We start from the raw sequence: 17,139 nt of genomic DNA, 5'->3' as shown, positions 1-17,139 counted from the left end.
AAAAGAAGGAAATGGACCAGCTTCTGGCACCGGGTCAGCGGCGAGCTCGCGCTGATGCGCGGCGCAGCTTCGATGCGCTGCTTCGATCGGCTAGGGACGTGTTCGCGGAATTCGGCGTGGACGCCCCTGTCCGGGAAATTGCCGCCCGCGCCGGCGTCGGCCTGGGAACCGTCTATCGCCACTTTCCCTCCCGCGCCGATCTTATCGCTGCAGTCTTCCGTCAAGAAATGGACGCCTGCGCCGATGCTGCCGCGATCCTGGCAAGCCAGAATTCGCCATTTGATGCTTTAGCGAAATGGATGCAGAGATTTGCCGCCCTTGTAGCTACCAAGCGCGGCCTCGCAAAAGCATTGCACTCAGGCGATCCAGCATTCGAGGTCCTGCGCGGGCGCTTTGAACAGCGACTTCGGCCCGCTTTCCGATCCCTCATCGATGCCGCAGTCGCGGCTGGCGAGGTCCGGGCGGGCATTGATGCCGACGAGCTTCTAAATGCGGTCCGCAGCTTATCCATGTCCATTCATGAAGACCGCCCCGATCACGCAGGACGGATGGTCGCTCTTTTCATTGACGGACTGCGCTTTGGCGTGCGGAATTAGACTTGAAATTCCATAACAAATCTATCGGTGCCGAGAATGCTTTTCCTGAAGACCTCGCGACCTTTGAGGCGTGCGCGATGCGCCCGGGTCGCTTATTAAAAAGTCTGGCAATACTGCGAATCAGCCGCCACACGCGGGCGCACAGTCTTCCTTAAGCTCAAATATGCCGACTTTCAATAGATTTACGTGAAGTCGGGCTCAAAACGCAGGCATCAAAAAATATAAACAATTGGAGCAATTCAACTTTTCATTACTTGAACCGATCTTTCCGATCTCAAGGGCATTCGCTTGGAATGTCACTATCATCGTTAGGGAGCAAAGAGGCGACAAAGGAAGATCAACTTCTACTTTCTCTTAAAGCTAAATTTTCGTTTTCGCAATTCTCGTATTGGCATGAACGAAGCCGCCCTAGCGGCGCGGAGTTCGTTTCCCGGTTTGCTCCAATATATCGTTAAGGTCCGACGTCGCTGCACCCTTATCTGCACGCCGTTGCCCATGCCGCCAGTATTCCGATTCCGTCTTACGTTTGCCCTTATAGCACCGAGTAGTGTCAACGAAGCGTTCGACCAATCCAGCAACCGCCTGAAACGCTTTCGTGATCTCCACACCACGCCCGCGTAGACGTTCAACCCAACCCAGAATGTTTTTTTCCAAGGCCTGGTCAATGCGCCGGCCAACAAAACGCTCGCTCAGTGTCATGGCAACCTTTCGCCTTGCGGCACGTGATTCCGCTGATCGTAAGGATGATTGAACTGTTGGTTTCCACGCGGAACTGAGCCGGTTAGGCGCATAATTTCCATTGAGAATTGAGCCATGTGACCCTTCCCCCAGCGCGGTCAGCGACGGGGGCAACGGAGTGATCCACATGGGACTTTTAAATATCATCCGGCGGATGGCGCTGCGCGAGAAGCAGTCGATCCGCGAGATCAGCCGGCGCACTGGGCTATCACGCAACACGATTACGAAGTATTTGAACGCTGGCACGATCGAGCCGACGTTCACGATACCGGAACGACCGAGCAAGCTTGATCTTTTCGCCGACAAACTTGCTGGCTGGCTGAAGACCGAAGCTGGGAAGTCGCGCAAGCAGCGCAGAACGTTGAAGCAGCTTCACGCGGATCTGGTGTCTCTCGGCTTCACCGGCTCTTATGGCCGGGTCGCCGCCTTCGCCCGTGATTGGCGGGCTGATCGACAGCGTGAGCAGCAGACGACGGGTCGCGGCGTATTCGTTCCGCTGTCATTCCGACCAGGCGAGGCATTCCAATTCGATTGGAGTGAGGACTATGCCGTGATCAGCGGCGAGCGTACGAAGCTCCAGGTCGCACACATCAAGCTATCGCATAGTCGGGCTTTTCTGGTCAGGGCCTACCTGCTGCAAACGCACGAGATGCTCTTTGACGCGCATTGGCACGGCTTCCGTGTGTTCGGCGGCGTACCTGGTCGTGGCATTTACGATAACATGAAGACGGCGGTCGACCGCGTTGGTCGCGGCAAGGAGCGACAGGTCAACATCCGTTTCCTTGCGATGACGAACCACTACGTCTTTGTGCCCGAGTTTTGTAATCCTGCCGCGGGTTGGGAGAAGGGTCAGGTCGAGAAGAACGTCCAGGATGCCCGACCACGGCTGTGGCAACAGATGCCGGACTTTCCAGATCTGGCGACGTTGAATAACTGGCTGGAACAGCATTGCCAGGACCTTTGGCGGGACACGGCGCATGGCACCTTATCCGGTTCGATCACAGATGTTTGGGCTGATGAGCAGGTAGCGTTGATGGCATTGCCTACCGCGTTTGACGGCTTCGTCGAGCAGAGCAAGCGCGTCTCGCCCACCTGCCTGATCACCTTCGAGCGTAATCGTTACAGCGTGCCTGCGTCTTTTGCGAACCGGCCTGTCAGCCTGCGGATCTATCCCGACCGACTGGTCGTTGCGGCCGAGGGCAATATCCTATGCGAACACGCGCGGATCATAGAACGCAGTCACGACAAGCCACCACGAACGATTTACGACTGGCGGCATTACCTTACCGTCATCCAGCGCAAGCCCGGTGCCCTGCGCAATGGTGCGCCCTTCCTGGAGTTACCGTTGGCCTTCCGGCAACTGCAGGACCAGATGCTCCGCCGCCCCGGCGGTGATCGCGAGATGGCCGATATCCTTGCTCTTGTCCTCAATCACGATGAACAGGCTGTCGTCAGGGCCGTGGAACTAGCTCTGGATCAAGGGGTGGCAACCAAGACGCATGTGTTGAACCTGCTGCATCGGCTGATTGACGGCAAGACGACCGACGGTCCCGATGTCGATACGCCACAGGCGCTGACCTTGCTGCGTGAACCCAAGGCCAACGTCGAACGCTATGACGGTCTGCGTGTCCGGATCGTTGGAGGTCGCCATGCGTCATGATCCTGCCAGCGCCGCAGTCGTTATCATGCTCCGTAGCCTGAAGATGTATGGCATGTCTCAAGCCGTCACGGACCTGATCGAGCAAGGTGCTCCCGCCTTTGATGCGGCCGTGCCAATCCTATCCCAGTTGCTTAAAGCCGAGATGGCCGAGCGCGAGGTCCGGTCCATTGCCTATCACATGAAGGCTGCCCGTTTCCCCGCCTATAAGGACCTCTCCGGCTTCGACTTTGCAGCCAGCGAGGTCAACGAAGCGACAGTGCGCCAGTTGCATCGATGCGAGTTGTAATTGCTCACCCCTGTAGGTCAGGTCATCGCGTTTGATGGGTGTGAAACCAATCGCGAAGGCTGTTGACGCGATCACGGGCGCGTCGATTCAACGTTGGGGTGGCACCCGAGATCGACCTCAGCAAGCTGACCGTCGCCGAGAAGGACGCGTTGATCCTGTCTCTGCTGCCGTTGGTGAGCCAGTTGCAGGCTGCGCTGGCCCGGATCGCCGAACTGGAAGCACGACTGGCCTTGTTGGAGAGACCGCCCAAGACGCCGGACAACTCGTCGCTACCGCCGTCGAAGGGACAAAAGACCAGCCAGCCGCCTGACGGCCGCAAGCCGCCTCGCAAGAGCCGCCCCGGCTTCGGCCGTATGCTGGAACCCAATCCCGACCGCACCGTCGATCGTTTGCTCGACACCTGCCCGCATTGCGCCACCACCTGGCCGACCGAGCCACAGATGCCGCAACAGGTCTATGACCGCATTGAACTGCCGCCTGTCAGGCCGGACGTGACCCGGGTGAGGCTATTCGGCGGACGTTGCTCCTGTTGCGGCGAGCGCGCGGTCGCGTCGGCACCGCCCGGCCTGGAGCCCGGCTCGCCGTTTGGAAAGTCGATCGAGGCCGTCGCGATCTACCTGCACTATAGCCAAGCGATCGGTATCGAGCGGCTGCGCCTGGTGTTCGGCGAGTTGTTCGGTTTGTCGATCAGCGAGGGGGCGATCTGCAATATTCTCGCCCGCGCGCAGGCGCCGCTGGACGTCGCGGCGTCAGCGATCGCCACGCTGGTCACAGCTGCCGATGTGGTGGCGTCGGACGAAACCTCAGTGCGTGTCATGAAGAAGACCTGCTGGGAGTGGGTTTTCGTGACCGCCGCCTGCGTACTGCACATCATCCGCCCCAGCCGCGGCGCTCGCGTGGTGCGGGAGTTGTTCGGCCAAATGCGGCCGCGGGTATGGATCTCCGATAGTCTGGCCAGTCAACGCGGCCACGCCGAACTCTGGCAAGTCTGCCTTGCCCATTTGCTCCGCGATGCCCAATACTCAATCGACTGCGGCGATGACGGGTTCGCCGCGGCGTTCAAACGGCTGCTGCTGCGGGCGATCGCCATCGGCCGGCGACGCGACCGTCTGCGCGACACCACGTTGGTGCAATATCACGCTGATCTGGACCGCAGGCTCGACCGCGTGTTGTCACTGCCACGGCATGGCGATGCCGCCGAGAAACTGCGTCGTCGTATCGCCCGTGATCGCGAGCATCTGTTCGTGTTCGTCACTGACCGTGACGTGGCCGCTACCAACAACGCGTGCGAGCGCGCGCTGCGCCCGAGCGTAATCTTCCGCAAAGTCACAAACGGCTTCCGCTCCGAGTGGGGCGCCCAGACCTATGCCGCTTTCCGCTCCGTCGTCAGCACCGCCAAGCTCAATAACCGCTCGGTGCTCGATGACCTCCGCCGCGTGCTAGCCACACCGCTATCCAACCAGGCAACTCAGCCGGGGTGAGCAATTACTGCGAGTTCATCGACGGAGCGCAGAACATCGTGCTTATCGGTGGGCCCGGCACAGGCAAAACCCACATGGCGACAGCCTTCGGCATCCAGGCGATTGAGCACCACCGCCGAAAGGTCCGTTTCTTCTCGACGATCGAACTGGTCAATGCGCTCGAGCAGGAAAAGGCTAAAGGCAAGGCGGGCCAGATCGCAGAGACCCTGGTTCGCCTCGATCTGCTGATCCTGGACGAACTGGGATATCTTCCCTTCAGCGCCTCAGGCGGGGCGCTGCTCTTCCACCTGTTGAGCAAGCTTTACGAGCGGACCAGCGTCGTCATCACCACCAACCTCAGCTTCAGCGAATGGGCTACGGTTTTTGGTGACGCCAAGATGACGACCGCTCTGCTCGATCGCCTGACCCACCGCTGTCATATCCTCGAAACCGGGAACGACAGCTTCCGCTTCAAGGCCAGCTCAGCCGCCTCAGCACAGAAGAGAGGAGAAAAACCCAATCCCTTGACCAAACCCTGATCAGAAAACCATACTCAAAGGTGGCTCACTTCTCGGTGAAAAAACCGGCTCAGTTCCGCGTGAAAACCAACAACCCCCACCTTCACATTCTGCGATTTGGAGCGCGCGGTCATCACCCGGCTTCGGAAATCCGGTCTGCTCGAATCGTAGCGCGCGCTGCGCGCCGCAGAGATCGAGAAAGCCGAGCGCATGACGCTAGCTCGCCTGAAGGCGCAATACGACGGCGTCGCCGCCGAGCCCCCTTCTTGCCAGCCGGTGATCCTGACCACACCGGTCCCGCGCGCCACGCGCAGCGCATCCTCACCTGAGCAACCGACCCTGTTCTGAACAGGGTGAGAAGGAGAAAGATTAAAAGGAGGAACGCATGCCGCGCTCGGTTCGCCCGCCGCAAGGGTCGCGCGCAAGCGCGCGTCCGGCAAGCCGGCTTCGCCCTTGCCCCGGGCGAGCCCGGCGCAGCCGCGGGGAGGGGTCTCCTGAGAAAATAAGGAGACGGAACAACCCACAAGGAATCAAGACATGACCGAACTTCGCACAGTCGATCCGCGCAGCCTTCAACTCAATCCCAATAATCCGCGGACAATCCCGTCAAACCCCCAGATGGATGCCGTATTGCTGGCATCGATCAAGGCAATCGGCATCATCCAGCCGCCGGTCGTGCGCGAACTCGAAGGCGTGCTCATCGTCAAGGCGGGTGACCGCCGCGTGAAAGCCTCCATCCTGGCCGAATTCGCCACCATCGAGGTTCTGGTGAAAGACGCCGACGAGACCATCACCCAGATGGAATCCCTTTCGGAAAACATGGTTCGGGCTCCGATGGATACGGTCGATGTTTGGAAGGCTGTAGAACAGCTCGAGGGTCTCGGCTGGAATGAGCAGGCCATTTCGGATGCACTGGCCATTCCCACGCGGGTTGTGCGGCAATTCAAGCACCTCAGCCATCTTTACGAGCCGATGCTCAAGGCGATGACGGGCGGGCGCATTCCCAGGCCGGAGGAAATGGCCACCATCGCCAACGCCTCGATGGAAGAACAGGCGCAGGTCTGGAAGAAATACAAACCGAAGAAGAACGAAGACGCTGCGTGGTACGCCATCGCACGAGCACTCGCGAAGCGACGCATCTCGTTCTCGGACGCAAAGTTCGATGAGACCCTTGCTGCTCAATATGGCGTCACCTGGCTGGACGATCTTTTCGCGCCGGCCGGCGAGGAATCGCGCTACACCACCGATGTCGATGGCTTTTTCGGCGCCCAGCAGGAGTGGCTGGAAAACAACCTGCCCAAGGGCGGCGTCGTGATCCCGGTTGACGAAACCGGCCAGGCCACGCTGCCCAAGAAGGCCGAGCGTGTCTATGGAAAGCCCGGCAAGGGCGACAGCATCGGGCATTTCATCGATCCACGCACCGCCGAGGTCAGGACCGTTGCCTTCCGCATCCCCCAGGACAAGAAGGCAGCCAAGGGCAAGGTGCAAGCTGATGAGCCCGTGGAGGCTCCGGAGAAGGCCCAACGGCCGGACGTGACCCAAAAGGGCAAGGCCATCATCGGCGACCTGCGCACCGATGCCCTGCACGAGGCGCTGAAGGCCGACCCGATCGACGACATCAAGCTGATCGGGCTGTTGGTGCTGGCCTTCGGTGGTCGCAACGTCATGGTCCAGAGCGGTCTCAACGCGGGCGGCTCGGATCGCACGGAGATCTGCGAGCGTCTGTCGCCCGATGGCACACTGACCCTCGACGACGACGTGATCCGCACGGCCGCGCGCGACATGCTGACCCAAGTGCTGTCCTGCCGGGAGAACATGTCCAATAGCGGTCTTGTCGCGCGCGTCGCCGGCGAGACCATCGGCGCGTCGCTGCGTCTGCCCAGCATGGCTTCGGACGAGTTCCTGTCCTGCCTCTCCCGCCAGGCGCTGGAACGGGAGGCGGGGGCCAACCAGGTCCGCGTCGAGGTCCGGGTGAAGGACACCCGCGCAAGCGTCGTCAAGCACTTCACCGGGGCGACCTGGCACTACCCCGATGCGGTGTTCGCGATCAGCACAGCCGAGCGCGATGCGGAAGGCATCGGCCGGCGGCAGTTGGTGCCGGGGATCATTGCCGGCGAGGACGAACCGACTGACGGGGTGGACGACCCGAGTGAGGACGGTAGCGCGCAGGACGAGGTGGATGACGAGTCCACCTATTCGGAAGCCGCCTAGCCATCGCCATGCCCGGCTGTCCTAGCGGATGGCCGGGCCGCTTTCCCAAACCCTCCACCCTGGAGACCGATCATGAACCAGATCAGCCCTGATTTCGGGTCGCGGCCGGCTGCGCCGATCCACACCCCAAATTTCTCCGCCCGCAGCGCCCCCATGGGCATCGACCCGCATCGCATTCGCGATGCCATCCTCGCCAAACGCGCGCAGATCGCGGCGTTGGAACTCGAATGGAGCAGCCCCTCGGAACGCGCCGCCGCTCGCGCCGCCGGCGGCGCCGCGCGGCTCGGCGAGCGTGAAACCTGGGACCGGGCGACATGGGATCGCTACCTGTCCGCCGCCAGAGACTGCCAGGACGCCTTCATGCCGCGCCTGCGCCGCCTCTATGGCGAAGTCACCCGGCTGGAATTGCTGGCCGATCCGCTGCCCACCAATTCCCGGAGGGTCGCATGATCGAGCAGGACCGGGACCTCCCGGAGGGTTTCACCAGCGAGACACAGCGGGACGGCCGCGTCACCCTTCGCCGGCATGGTGTCATTGCCGGCGAATTCCCCATGCTCACGCCAAGAGCAGCGATCGGGTCATGGGCCTCTGCCTACGAGGCAGGGCACGTCCAGGGGGAAAAGACTGGGGCCGCACAGGGTCGGTCCCAGCTCGCAGGCGAGCTGCGCACCCTCCTGCAGATCGAGGGAGGGCAGCATGTCGCAGCATGACCCCGAAACCCTCGGCCTTCCGCCCATCTGCTACATCCGCCACCCAACTTCGGGCGAGACCGTCGCCATCCTTCGGAACGAGGATGGCTACCGGTCTCCCCAAACGCTGTGCTCGCCCAAATGCCTCAACGCGAAGCTTTCGCCCGCGCCGACCGAGGCCCAGATCAATGCCATGAAGCACGGCTCCCTTATGGGCTGGGACACTCCAGGGGCTGACCCCGCGTTTTGGGCGCGCTTGCGGGAGGCGGATCGGCGATGACAACGGGAATCAAGGTCGGCCATCGTATCAAGTTCAAGTCCGCGACCCGCGACAGCTATCGCGTGGCGACCAGAGTCGTGCGCGGTCTCGACAGCCGGGGCCGCCCGCTTGTGGGTTACGCTGGCTGGCGGGATTTCATCGTGCATCGCCACGAGATTATCGAGGTTTTGAAACCTCGATAACAGCCCCTGCGAGCCCAGCCAGCGCCGTTCGCACCACGCCGCGCTAACCGTCGGCATGACCGAGCTGTGCTCATGCGTCCGAACAAGGCGCTGTCAGTCCTTCTTTCCCGAAAGGAAATCTCATGGAGATCCATTCCTCCGTGACGCTCAAACGCGTCATGGACGCAGCGAACCGCCGCCAGACCACCCTGGACGATCCGGGGTTCTGTCTGCATTGCGGCGCTGACGCCGAGGGCGTCGAGCCCGATGCCCAGGAATACAAATGCGAAATCTGCGGTGAGACCAGTGTCTACGGCGCCGAGGAAATCCTCATGCACATGGAGTTGTCATGACCCCGCGACAGACACGGCTCTCCTGCCTGTCGCGAAACGCTGATTGGCGGCGTGAGGCGGGAAACATCCGCGTTCTCGACCGTCAACCGGTGCCGTGGTGGACAAATCTCCGGCTGCTGTTATGGTTTCCTTACCGAGGGGTGCCCCGACAGGGGGCTGAGATACTATCAGCCGAGAGGCAGCATAGTGACCCTTTGAACCTGATCCGGATCATGCCGGCGAAGGGACGGAGAAATATCGCCCCTCGCCGGCCCCACTAGGGGCTGTTACATTGAATGCCATAGAAACTCCCAAAAGCAAGCCCCTCGATCGCCCGATTGCCGCGTCAATTGCCGTTGTCGTACGCGGAAACGAGGTCCTTCTCGTCCGCCGGGCGAATTCTCCCGACATCGGCCGCTGGGGATTTCCTGGGGGGAAAACAGAGCTGGGCGAAACCATCCAAGCCTGCGCCATGCGAGAATTGCGCGAAGAGACCGGCATCGAGGCGGACGCGACGAGCACGTTTACCGCCGTTGACGTATTCGATCATGACAAAGAGGGAAAACTGCGGCACCACTTCATTTTGGCGGCCGTGCTTTGCCGTTGGGTAAAAGGCGAACCAGTCGCGGCTGATGATGCACTAGAGGCTGCCTGGTTTGCCTTGGACAAGTTGGACGGCACGAGCCTAGCGTTAAGCCTTGATGTTGTCCGTGTCGCTCAAGAAGCTGCCATGCTTGCTCAAAAGCTGGGCTGGGAAGAATGCGCGTGATCCCCAACATTCTCACCATCGCTGGCACTGACCCGACCGGCGGAGCCGGAATCCAGGCGGATATCAAAACCTTTTCGGCGTTTGGAACATACGCCATGTCGGTGATTACCGCCGTCGTGGCACAGAACACGCAAGGCGTGCGCGCCTTTGTTGAGCTGGCACCGCACTTCGTGGCCCAACAAATTGACGCCGTGTTTGAGGATGTTCGGGTTGATGCAGTAAAAATTGGGATGATCGCCACAGCTGGCATCGCGGAGATAGTCGCTGATCGGCTGCACTACCACGGTGCCAATAATATTGTCCTCGACCCTGTCATGATAGCCAAGAGTGGCGATCACCTCCTAAGGCCAGATGCGGTCGCGGCGATCCGGGACCATCTTGCACCGCTTTCAACAGTGATAACGCCCAACTTGCCTGAAGCCGGTGTGTTACTGGGATTGGAACCCGCGCGAGACGTAGAGGAAATGCGACGACAGCTGCAAACTCTCCGCGCACTTGGCTCTGAGTGGGTGATGTTGAAGGGTGGCCATATGATGGATGATGCGCAGAGCACCGATATGCTTCTAGGAGCCGGAGAAATTCTAGAATTACACGCACCTAGGGTGAAGACGCTCAACGACCATGGCACGGGATGCACGCTTTCAGCAGCGATAGCTTCAATGCTTCCGACACATTCCGTTGAGGATGCGGTTCGCGGCGCAAAGAATTACGTCCAGCAAGCGCTGGTTCAAAGCGGGCAACTTGATGTGGGAAGAGGACACGGTCCGTTACATCATTTTCACGGGATTTGGTAGCTAGGAGAGTCGCAATGCTTATCAATGAACAGATTGTCCTTGTTACCGGTGCGGGGCGCGGTCTTGGTGCCGCCATAGCCACAGCATTCGCACGCGAGGGGGCACGCGTTGTGATCAATTACAACCGGAGTGCGGAAACCGCGCGAAGGCTTGCAGACAGTCTTGGCGATCGCACGATTGCGCTGCAAGCGGACGTGACCGACCGAGAAGCGATAAATCGTCTTGTCGAAGAAGCAAACCAGAAGTTTTACGGGCCGATTACAACCATCGTCCACAATGCACTAAGCGATTTCAAATTCAATGGTGACGACCGGCAACGCTTGCAATCTATCCCATGGACTGACTTCGGGGCCCACCTTGATGTATCCCTGCGCGGTGCTCTCAATGTAATGCAGGCGGCAGCTCCCGCCATGTCGAAACTGAAATTCGGGCGCATCATCAATATTGGCACAAACCTGTTCCAAAACCCGGTCGTGCCATATCATGATTATACTGCGGCAAAGGCTGCGCTTTTGGCGCTCACACGCACTGCCGCCGCCGACCTTGGTCCCCACGGCATTACAGTGAATATGATTTCAGGCGGTCTTCTACGCACTACTGATGCAAGTGCCGCCACTCCCGAAGCAGTCTTTGATTTCGTCGCTGGTCTAACTCCTTTGGGCCATGTCACAACACCCGCGGAATTCGCCGACTCAGTGTTATTCTTTGCGTCCCCATGGAGTCGCGCCGTCACAGGCCAAAACCTTATTGTAGACGGCGGCTTGGTACGGAATTAGCCGATGATGTTGGATTATTTCGCACCATCCGAATCCGCTTTCAGAACAAGGCAAATCCAATTCCGCTCAGCGGTTCGATGTTCGTTAAGATTGTGTCGAAAGCAGCACCAAGAACAGGGATTGCTACGAAAAATGCCGATAGCCCTATGGTGTAAGCTATGCCAACGCCGACAAAACCGAGCCAGCCTTCTGTACTGAAGTCCATTACAAAGCGTTGACCTAAAAGATAAAACTTCGATTCAATGGGGGTCCTGATCGGCGCCGATTGGGACCCTGCTAAACATCGATTCTTTTACGTGCATCAATGAGTTGGATTAGGTTTGCTTGAGGGCCCTCAGTTCAACGCCGATTCACACTATTGCAGACAAATGCCGTCCGGGCGGCTCATGAGCCGCCTGGCCTGAGCGGTCTGGAAGCCTTGCCCACCGACGCAGCGACCCCGACGGAACCCGGCCGTCTCCAGCGCATCCGCTAATCTCGCGAGGTTCCGCGTGATGCTACCGACGCTGATATCGGGCGCCGCCAGAGACAACCGTAACGCGGCGCGATTGCCGATGATGATAGGGGATCCCAGCAGAACATTCTGCGCCGCAAGTACGTCGTACAGCCCAAGCAATTCAGGCATCGACATCCATCCCCGTTTGCCCCTTCGCACCGCAAAGGGCACGATGCCTGAATCCCGGCCACAGAACGCGACATGGTGAATATGTCGGCTCTCGATGACCTCGAAATCGGGAAACTCGGCCAGAAATTCCTTCAGCTCCATTGTCATTTGCGCCATGCGGATGTCGGCCTTTGAGCCGAGATCCGCAAAGTGCTCCAGGGCCTGAAGACCGGGCATCCAACGCAACATGTTCCCGAAGCCCTTTGAGAACCCCCGACCGGTCTTCCAGGTCAACCCGGTATCCTCGGCCAGAAGTGCTCGCGCTTGGCTCATCAGCGCCTCGCCGAACGTATTTGGCGGCACCAGGAGCGCGCCGGATGGCGACGGCCCACCAAGGAACGTCGAGCCAGAAATCACGGTCGGATATCCGAGCTTGAGATAATCGGCGATGCGGCTCGCCCGCACCCGCATCTGCGTCGCATCGATCATGTCTGCCGGCATCGAAAGCGGACCCGCAGCGCCCGTCGCATCCCCAAACGTCAAAAGACCGATGGATCGACCCGCTGCCGCCTGCTGATGGCGGCGGTAGGTCGCCTCAATTTCGGCGTCGTCGATAAACCCGCCGCGCGCATCGCGCAGCGAGATTTCCACGACCTCGACATTATCCGCCAGAAGCGCGTCACCCTGATCCGCGCCCGGGCGCACGACGCGCCCGCGCATGCCGTCAGGGATGTCGCTGGCCAGCTCGCCAAAACTCGGCGTCAGCCAGCGCATGGGCTCCCCATTGCATGCCAGCGCAAAGAGCATCGCCGCCATCCGAAACGCATCCGCCGGCGACGATGCCACAAGCAATTCCGTTCCCGGCGGCGCAGAGATCGCCTTCAAGAGCTTGTCATGGAAGAGGCGTTTCAGTTCAGCCAGGAGGTTCTCAACGTCGCGCCGATCCGTGCCGTTGATCACGTATTGATAGGGCGCGTCGCAAGTCTCATACGCCCAGTCCAGCAGCGGCATGCCCGAGCAGGACGAGAACAGCGCGAACTCACCATTGCGGACGCGACGCGGCATGAAATGGCGACGCAGACCCTTTGGCTCAGGCGTCGATGGCGCGACAAAGCCAGCCGACAGCATTGCCATTAAGGCAGCTTCGCGGTCGCAATCGAACCAAGGTCGTTTCGTTCGAATCATCGTGGCACGTCTCCAGCAGCTCCTCCATCCTCTTATCGGCGCGTTTTGCGCACGGCGCGGCCGATTGAGACATTATTCTTGATTTATGCACGGGCTTGCATTTTGTCCGTATGTCTGGAATCATGGACATATGGACAATGAAAGCACGATAGCCGCGTTGGCGGCGCTAGCGCAGGGAACCCGCCTCGATGTGTTCCGCCTACTGGTGACACACGAACCGGACGGCCTTCCTGCGGGCGAGCTGGCCCGCGAGCTGGCAACGCCCCACAACACCATGTCGGCGCATCTAGCCGTGTTGTCGCGGGCAGGCCTGGTGAAGGGAGAGCGGCAAAGCCGGTCGATCATCTACCGCGCTGATCTAGCCCGGCTGCGCGACGTGATGCTGTTCCTCGTCAAGGACTGCTGCGGCGGCAACGCGGCGCTATGCGCGCCGCTGATCGCCGAACTGACAGCCCCGTGCTGCCCGCCTGAAGGAACCCACGCATGACCGCGCCTGTCGATGTCGTGATTTATCACAACCCTGAGTGCGGCACGTCGCGCAACACGCTGGCGATGATCCGCAATGCTGGGATCGAACCGCATGTGATCGAGTACCTGAAAACCCCGCCTGCGCGGGGGCTGCTCGTGAAGCTGCTCGAACGCGCGGGCATGTCGGTGCGCGACGTGCTGCGCGAGAAGGGCACACCCTACGCAGAGCTTGGTCTTGCCGACGCGACGCTGACGGATGCCTCCTTGCTCGATGCTATCGAAGCGCATCCCATTCTCATTAACCGCCCGATTGTCGTCTCGCCGTTGGGCGTCAAACTGTGCCGCCCGTCTGAAGCAGTTCTCGATCTGCTGCCGCAGGCGCAACGCGCGGCATTCACCAAGGAAGACGGCGAGCGTGTGATCGACGCACACGGCCGACGTGTCGCGCCGGAGCCTCGGCCATGAGCGAAGCGATTGCCCGTCCTGCCGTGGCCGTTAAAGCGCCCTCAATGGGTACGTTTGAACGCTACCTGACCCTATGGGTCGCGCTCTGCATCGTCGTGGGCATTGTTCTCGGCCGACTTGTGCCGGGAGCGTTTCACGTCCTCGGCACGGCCGAAGTCGCGCAAGTCAATTTACCGGTCGCAGTGCTGGTCTGGCTGATGGTCATTCCCATGCTGCTCAAGATCGACCTTGCGGCCCTTGGAAAAGTTGGCGCGCATTGGAAAGGGATTGCGACGACGGTCGGCATCAACTGGCTGGTCAAGCCTTTCTCGATGGCGCTGCTGGCATGGGTCTTCATCGCACATCTGTTCCGGCCCTATCTGCCTGCGGATCAGATCGACAGCTACACGGCGGGACTGATCCTGCTGGCAGCGGCTCCCTGCACGGCGATGGTGTTCGTCTGGTCGAACCTCGTCGAGGGCGAGCCGCATTTCACGCTCGGACAGGTGGCGCTCAATGACGCGATCATGGTCGTGGCGTTCGCGCCGATTGTCGGCCTCCTGCTTGGCCTCTCGGCTATTACGGTGCCGTGGGGAACGCTGCTGCTGTCGGTTGCCCTCTACATCATCGTGCCGGTGATCGTAGCGCAGCTCTGGCGGCGCACGCTGCTGAACACAGGCGGGCAGGCGGCGCTCGACCGAACGCTGCAAACCCTGTCGCCGCTGTCGCTCGGCGCACTGCTGCTGACACTCGTGCTGCTGTTCGGCTTGCAAGGTGAACAGATCACGCGGCAACCGGCCATCATCGCCATGCTGGCGGTGCCGATCCTGATTCAGGTCTATTTCAATGCGGGGCTGGCCTACCTCGTCAATCGTCGGCTCGGCGTCGAATGGTGCGTGGCGGGACCGTCCGCGCTGATCGGCGCATCCAACTTTTTCGAGTTGGCCGTGGCAACGGCAATCGCGCTGTTCGGCTTCCAGTCGGGTGCTGCGCTCGCAACCGTTGTCGGCGTGCTGATCGAGGTGCCGGTGATGCTCTCGGTCGTCAAGATCGTGAAAGCGTCGCGCGGCTGGTACGAGCGGGGCGCATCGGCATGAGGGTACGCGAGCTGCCGGACCCGGATCATCTGCCCGCGCTTGATCGGCGCTATGCGCTTGAACGGCCCGCGCTCGGTCTTGGGCCGGAAGGGCATGCGCCGCGTATCCTACTGCTCTACGGCTCACTGCGGGAAACGTCCTATTCCCGTCATGCGGTCGAAGAAGCGGCGCGGCTGCTGCGCTTCTTCGGAGCGGAGCCGCGTATTTTCGACCCGTCCGATTTGCCGTTCCCCGATCAGGTGAAGGGCGACGATCATCCGGCGATCCACGAGTTGCGCGAAATGTCGATCTGGTCGGAAGGGCAAATCTGGTGCAGCCCGGAACGGCATGGGCAGATTTCCGGCTTGATGAAAGCGCAGATCGATCATCTGCCCCTTTCTATGGGCGGCATGCGTCCGACGCAGGGACGGACGCTCGCCGTCATGCAGGTGTCGGGCGGGTCGCAAAGCTTCAACGCCGTGAACACGCTGCGGCTGCTCGGCCGCTGGATGCGCATGGTCACAATCCCCAATCAGTCGAGCGTCGCCAAAGCCTTCACCGAGTTTGAAGACGGGCGCATGAAACCGTCGCCGTACTATGATCGGATCGTTGATGTGGTCGAGGAGCTGGTGCGCTTCACGGTGCTGCTGCGCCCCCATGTGACGCAAATGACCGATCGATATTCGGAGCGGAAAGAAGACGCAGCAAAATTGGAAGCCCGGACGGGTCTTCGGTCGATCTTACACCCGTCATAATTCTTCATTTTTTGAGGTACCGAGCTGACGCCATAGCTCACGCCGAAACTGATTGTCGCGCCACTCCTGCTGCCAATGCGCCGGCATCTGAAAATCATGCTCGATCACGCTCACAGCGCCCGCGGCCTCCTGCATCTCGGGATGCAGCCGTGCCTTGCGCTCCCGATAGCCCTCATCGGCATAGCCCATCGTCTCGATGACGGCGCGTTTCACGCTCCCGTCGCGATCCCGCACCGTCACGATGAAGTCCGGAATGACCGGCGGCCGTGATCGGCCATCCGGCCATTTGTCCGAAACCAGACTATCCATCGGCTTGTCGATCGTGACGGTCGATCCGCTTCCCTTCAACATCGCATACTGGAAGTTCTTCAACAGCATCAGTGTATGCCGTTCGGCATCGCTATCGACCAGCATCAGCCGATCGAGCGATGCGCAAGGATGCACATAGGCTGCCGTGATCTGGGCCCGGTCGCCTGGCAACGGCCGGGCGACGATACACAGCGCGAGATAGGGCGCTCGGGCGTCAACGGCCATGCCCGGCTCGTCCTCGGGACGATCGCCGAAAACCGCCATCCGTCCCGTCACCGGCAGCTCCTCGCCGTTCAGCGTGCGCAGCATGCCCGCTCGCACGGATTGCACGCGGACCAGCAGCACGCCATGCGGCCGCGTGTGCGGATAGGTCTCGTCGCTCGCCGCCTCGATCTGCGCCGCCAAGGCCGGTAGCTTGGCGACGCTCAAGCACAGCGCGTCCGCCAGGCGCACCCGTTTATCGAGGTGGATCTCGCGCGCCACCGGCCAGATCGGACGCATCTGGTCCGTCAAGGGCGGCGGCTTGAAGCCGCCTGCCCCAACCCGCTGCAAGCCTGCTTCCGTCATCAGCCGTATCAGCAACGCCGCAAGCTGCGGCCGGCGATTGGCGGAGGATGCGATCTCACGCCGCATCGGCGATGCCGCCGATGCGATCATGAAGGATCGCACCAGGCGGATATTTTTCCGTTTGGGCTGATAGCTCGCGCTGATCTCGCGTTGCTCGACAGGTTCACGGTAAAACTCGCATGCCTCGGCATGCTGCGACCATTCGTCAGTGACGTGCCGGCGCAGAAAAGTCTCCCTGACCGGCACCAGCACTGGCGGTGACGGTATTCCAGGGCGACAATCGCAATGGACCCAATAACCCCGATCCGTCGTCTGCAGACGACGGACGATCGGGATCGCATCGGCGCGCGCCTTCTCCGTTCCGCCGTAGCGGCCGAACGCCGCGCGAATAAGTCTATCCTCCTCGATGTCGAGGGGCAGGGCGCCGTCGATGTCGCCCTTGAATGCTGCCTTCAGAATAG

The 17,139-nt window shown here is 60.8% G+C and carries 19 protein-coding genes, 2 pseudogenes and 1 riboswitch; of the genes and pseudogenes, 17 read left to right on the top strand and 4 right to left on the bottom strand.

Going from position 1 to position 17,139, the window contains the following annotated elements; genetic code table 11:
• Positions 1–596: TetR/AcrR family transcriptional regulator (locus ASILVAE211_RS24010; RefSeq protein ID WP_319799637.1), on the top strand; the 596-nt coding region annotated here is incomplete at its 5' end.
• Between the two features lie 408 nt (positions 597–1,004).
• Here the strand turns inward: ASILVAE211_RS24010 and ASILVAE211_RS24005 are convergent.
• Positions 1,005–1,295: a hypothetical protein gene (locus ASILVAE211_RS24005; RefSeq protein WP_227323897.1), complete on the bottom strand. Its 291-nt coding sequence runs from the start codon at positions 1,293–1,295 to the stop codon at positions 1,005–1,007.
• A gap of 166 nt (positions 1,296–1,461) precedes the next feature.
• Between ASILVAE211_RS24005 and istA the strand changes: the two genes are divergently transcribed.
• The 4 genes and pseudogenes from istA to istB form a co-directional block, all read left to right on the top strand.
• Positions 1,462–2,994, top strand: a complete 1,533-nt coding sequence (gene istA / locus ASILVAE211_RS24000) for an IS21 family transposase (RefSeq protein WP_227323896.1) — start codon at positions 1,462–1,464, stop codon at positions 2,992–2,994.
• Positions 2,984–3,268, top strand: a pseudogene (locus tag ASILVAE211_RS23995) (ATP-binding protein); the annotation flags it as partial. The gene istA and the pseudogene ASILVAE211_RS23995, both read left to right, overlap by 11 nt.
• 110 nt (positions 3,269–3,378) lie before the next feature.
• A complete protein-coding gene (gene tnpC / locus ASILVAE211_RS23990; RefSeq protein ID WP_227323895.1) occupies positions 3,379–4,761 on the top strand; it encodes an IS66 family transposase in 1,383 nt (460 codons plus the stop codon).
• Between the two features lie 8 nt (positions 4,762–4,769).
• Positions 4,770–5,279: pseudogene (istB, locus tag ASILVAE211_RS23985) on the top strand (IS21-like element helper ATPase IstB); the annotation flags it as partial.
• 14 nt (positions 5,280–5,293) lie between these two features.
• On the opposite strand, the gene ASILVAE211_RS23980 reads toward istB, so the two are convergent.
• Complete coding sequence (locus ASILVAE211_RS23980) at positions 5,294–5,683, bottom strand: hypothetical protein (RefSeq protein WP_227323894.1); 390 nt, start codon at positions 5,681–5,683, stop codon at positions 5,294–5,296.
• A 112-nt stretch (positions 5,684–5,795) separates the two neighbouring features.
• On the opposite strand from ASILVAE211_RS23980, the gene ASILVAE211_RS23975 reads away from it, so the two are divergent.
• From ASILVAE211_RS23975 to ASILVAE211_RS23940, 8 genes are all read left to right on the top strand, one after another.
• On the top strand, positions 5,796–7,469 hold the full coding sequence (locus ASILVAE211_RS23975; RefSeq protein WP_227323893.1) for a ParB N-terminal domain-containing protein: 1,674 nt from the start codon (positions 5,796–5,798) through the stop codon (positions 7,467–7,469).
• Positions 7,470–7,541: 72 nt separating this feature from the next.
• A complete protein-coding gene (locus ASILVAE211_RS23970) occupies positions 7,542–7,919 on the top strand; it encodes a hypothetical protein (protein ID WP_227323892.1) in 378 nt (125 codons plus the stop codon).
• Positions 7,920–8,165: 246 nt separating this feature from the next.
• Positions 8,166–8,438, top strand: coding sequence for a hypothetical protein (locus ASILVAE211_RS23965; protein ID WP_227323891.1), 273 nt, complete (start codon positions 8,166–8,168; stop codon positions 8,436–8,438).
• A complete protein-coding gene (locus ASILVAE211_RS23960) occupies positions 8,435–8,620 on the top strand; it encodes a hypothetical protein (RefSeq protein WP_227323890.1) in 186 nt (61 codons plus the stop codon). Before ASILVAE211_RS23965 ends, ASILVAE211_RS23960 begins: the two co-directional genes overlap by 4 nt.
• Positions 8,621–8,742: 122 nt before the next feature.
• The gene (locus ASILVAE211_RS23955) at positions 8,743–8,952 is read left to right on the top strand and encodes a hypothetical protein (protein ID WP_227323889.1); all 210 of its coding nucleotides are present in this window, start codon (positions 8,743–8,745) and stop codon (positions 8,950–8,952) included.
• Between the two features lie 126 nt (positions 8,953–9,078).
• A riboswitch (TPP riboswitch) is annotated at positions 9,079–9,196 on the top strand.
• Between the two features lie 27 nt (positions 9,197–9,223).
• On the top strand, positions 9,224–9,700 hold the full coding sequence (locus ASILVAE211_RS23950) for an NUDIX hydrolase (RefSeq protein WP_227323888.1): 477 nt from the start codon (positions 9,224–9,226) through the stop codon (positions 9,698–9,700).
• Complete coding sequence (gene thiD, locus ASILVAE211_RS23945) at positions 9,691–10,494, top strand: bifunctional hydroxymethylpyrimidine kinase/phosphomethylpyrimidine kinase (RefSeq protein WP_227323887.1); 804 nt, start codon at positions 9,691–9,693, stop codon at positions 10,492–10,494. Before ASILVAE211_RS23950 ends, thiD begins: the two co-directional genes overlap by 10 nt.
• A gap of 14 nt (positions 10,495–10,508) precedes the next feature.
• Positions 10,509–11,270, top strand: coding sequence for a 3-oxoacyl-ACP reductase (locus ASILVAE211_RS23940; protein WP_227323886.1), 762 nt, complete (start codon positions 10,509–10,511; stop codon positions 11,268–11,270).
• Between the two features lie 355 nt (positions 11,271–11,625).
• On the opposite strand, the gene ASILVAE211_RS23935 is transcribed toward ASILVAE211_RS23940, so the two are convergent.
• Complete coding sequence (locus tag ASILVAE211_RS23935; protein ID WP_227323885.1) at positions 11,626–13,059, bottom strand: hypothetical protein; 1,434 nt, start codon at positions 13,057–13,059, stop codon at positions 11,626–11,628.
• Positions 13,060–13,189: 130 nt separating this feature from the next.
• On the opposite strand from ASILVAE211_RS23935, the gene ASILVAE211_RS23930 reads away from it, so the two are divergent.
• The 4 genes from ASILVAE211_RS23930 to arsH are packed head-to-tail and all read left to right on the top strand — an operon-like array spanning position 13,190 to position 15,802.
• Complete coding sequence (locus tag ASILVAE211_RS23930; RefSeq protein WP_227323884.1) at positions 13,190–13,546, top strand: ArsR/SmtB family transcription factor; 357 nt, start codon at positions 13,190–13,192, stop codon at positions 13,544–13,546.
• Positions 13,543–13,992, top strand: a complete 450-nt coding sequence (gene arsC, locus ASILVAE211_RS23925; RefSeq protein WP_227323883.1) for an arsenate reductase (glutaredoxin) — start codon at positions 13,543–13,545, stop codon at positions 13,990–13,992. The genes ASILVAE211_RS23930 and arsC overlap by 4 nt, the downstream gene beginning before the upstream one ends.
• Positions 13,989–15,068, top strand: a complete 1,080-nt coding sequence (gene arsB, locus ASILVAE211_RS23920) for an ACR3 family arsenite efflux transporter (protein ID WP_456304502.1) — start codon at positions 13,989–13,991, stop codon at positions 15,066–15,068. The genes arsC and arsB overlap by 4 nt, the downstream gene beginning before the upstream one ends.
• Positions 15,065–15,802: an arsenical resistance protein ArsH gene (arsH, locus tag ASILVAE211_RS23915; protein WP_227323882.1), complete on the top strand. Its 738-nt coding sequence runs from the start codon at positions 15,065–15,067 to the stop codon at positions 15,800–15,802. Before arsB ends, arsH begins: the two co-directional genes overlap by 4 nt.
• Here the strand turns inward: arsH and ASILVAE211_RS23910 are convergent.
• Positions 15,797–16,930, bottom strand: coding sequence for a hypothetical protein (locus tag ASILVAE211_RS23910; RefSeq protein WP_227323881.1), 1,134 nt, complete (start codon positions 16,928–16,930; stop codon positions 15,797–15,799). The two genes, arsH and ASILVAE211_RS23910, sit on opposite strands and share 6 nt — an antisense overlap.
• Between the last annotated feature and the right edge of the window lie 209 nt (positions 16,931–17,139).

The sequence above is a fragment of the Acidisoma silvae genome (assembly GCF_020618775.1).
GTDB classification, from domain to species: Bacteria; Pseudomonadota; Alphaproteobacteria; order Acetobacterales; family Acetobacteraceae; genus Acidisoma; species Acidisoma silvae.
This window is presented reverse-complemented; position numbering and strand designations above follow the sequence as displayed.

Excerpts from the sequence above, each read along its gene's own strand:
- ASILVAE211_RS24005 (WP_227323897.1), bottom strand. The coding sequence starts at position 1,295 with ATGACACTGAGCGAGCGTTTTGTTGGCCGGCGCATTGACCAGGCCTTG.
- istA (WP_227323896.1), top strand. The coding sequence starts at position 1,462 with ATGGGACTTTTAAATATCATCCGGCGGATGGCGCTGCGCGAGAAGCAG.
- ASILVAE211_RS23975 (WP_227323893.1), top strand. The coding sequence starts at position 5,796 with ATGACCGAACTTCGCACAGTCGATCCGCGCAGCCTTCAACTCAATCCC.
- ASILVAE211_RS23970 (WP_227323892.1), top strand. The coding sequence starts at position 7,542 with ATGAACCAGATCAGCCCTGATTTCGGGTCGCGGCCGGCTGCGCCGATC.
- ASILVAE211_RS23965 (WP_227323891.1), top strand. The coding sequence starts at position 8,166 with ATGTCGCAGCATGACCCCGAAACCCTCGGCCTTCCGCCCATCTGCTAC.
- ASILVAE211_RS23960 (WP_227323890.1), top strand. The coding sequence starts at position 8,435 with ATGACAACGGGAATCAAGGTCGGCCATCGTATCAAGTTCAAGTCCGCG.
- ASILVAE211_RS23955 (WP_227323889.1), top strand. The coding sequence starts at position 8,743 with ATGGAGATCCATTCCTCCGTGACGCTCAAACGCGTCATGGACGCAGCG.
- thiD (WP_227323887.1), top strand. The coding sequence starts at position 9,691 with ATGCGCGTGATCCCCAACATTCTCACCATCGCTGGCACTGACCCGACC.
- ASILVAE211_RS23940 (WP_227323886.1), top strand. The coding sequence starts at position 10,509 with ATGCTTATCAATGAACAGATTGTCCTTGTTACCGGTGCGGGGCGCGGT.
- ASILVAE211_RS23935 (WP_227323885.1), bottom strand. The coding sequence starts at position 13,059 with ATGATTCGAACGAAACGACCTTGGTTCGATTGCGACCGCGAAGCTGCC.
- ASILVAE211_RS23930 (WP_227323884.1), top strand. The coding sequence starts at position 13,190 with ATGGACAATGAAAGCACGATAGCCGCGTTGGCGGCGCTAGCGCAGGGA.
- arsC (WP_227323883.1), top strand. The coding sequence starts at position 13,543 with ATGACCGCGCCTGTCGATGTCGTGATTTATCACAACCCTGAGTGCGGC.
- arsB (WP_456304502.1), top strand. The coding sequence starts at position 13,989 with ATGAGCGAAGCGATTGCCCGTCCTGCCGTGGCCGTTAAAGCGCCCTCA.
- arsH (WP_227323882.1), top strand. The coding sequence starts at position 15,065 with ATGAGGGTACGCGAGCTGCCGGACCCGGATCATCTGCCCGCGCTTGAT.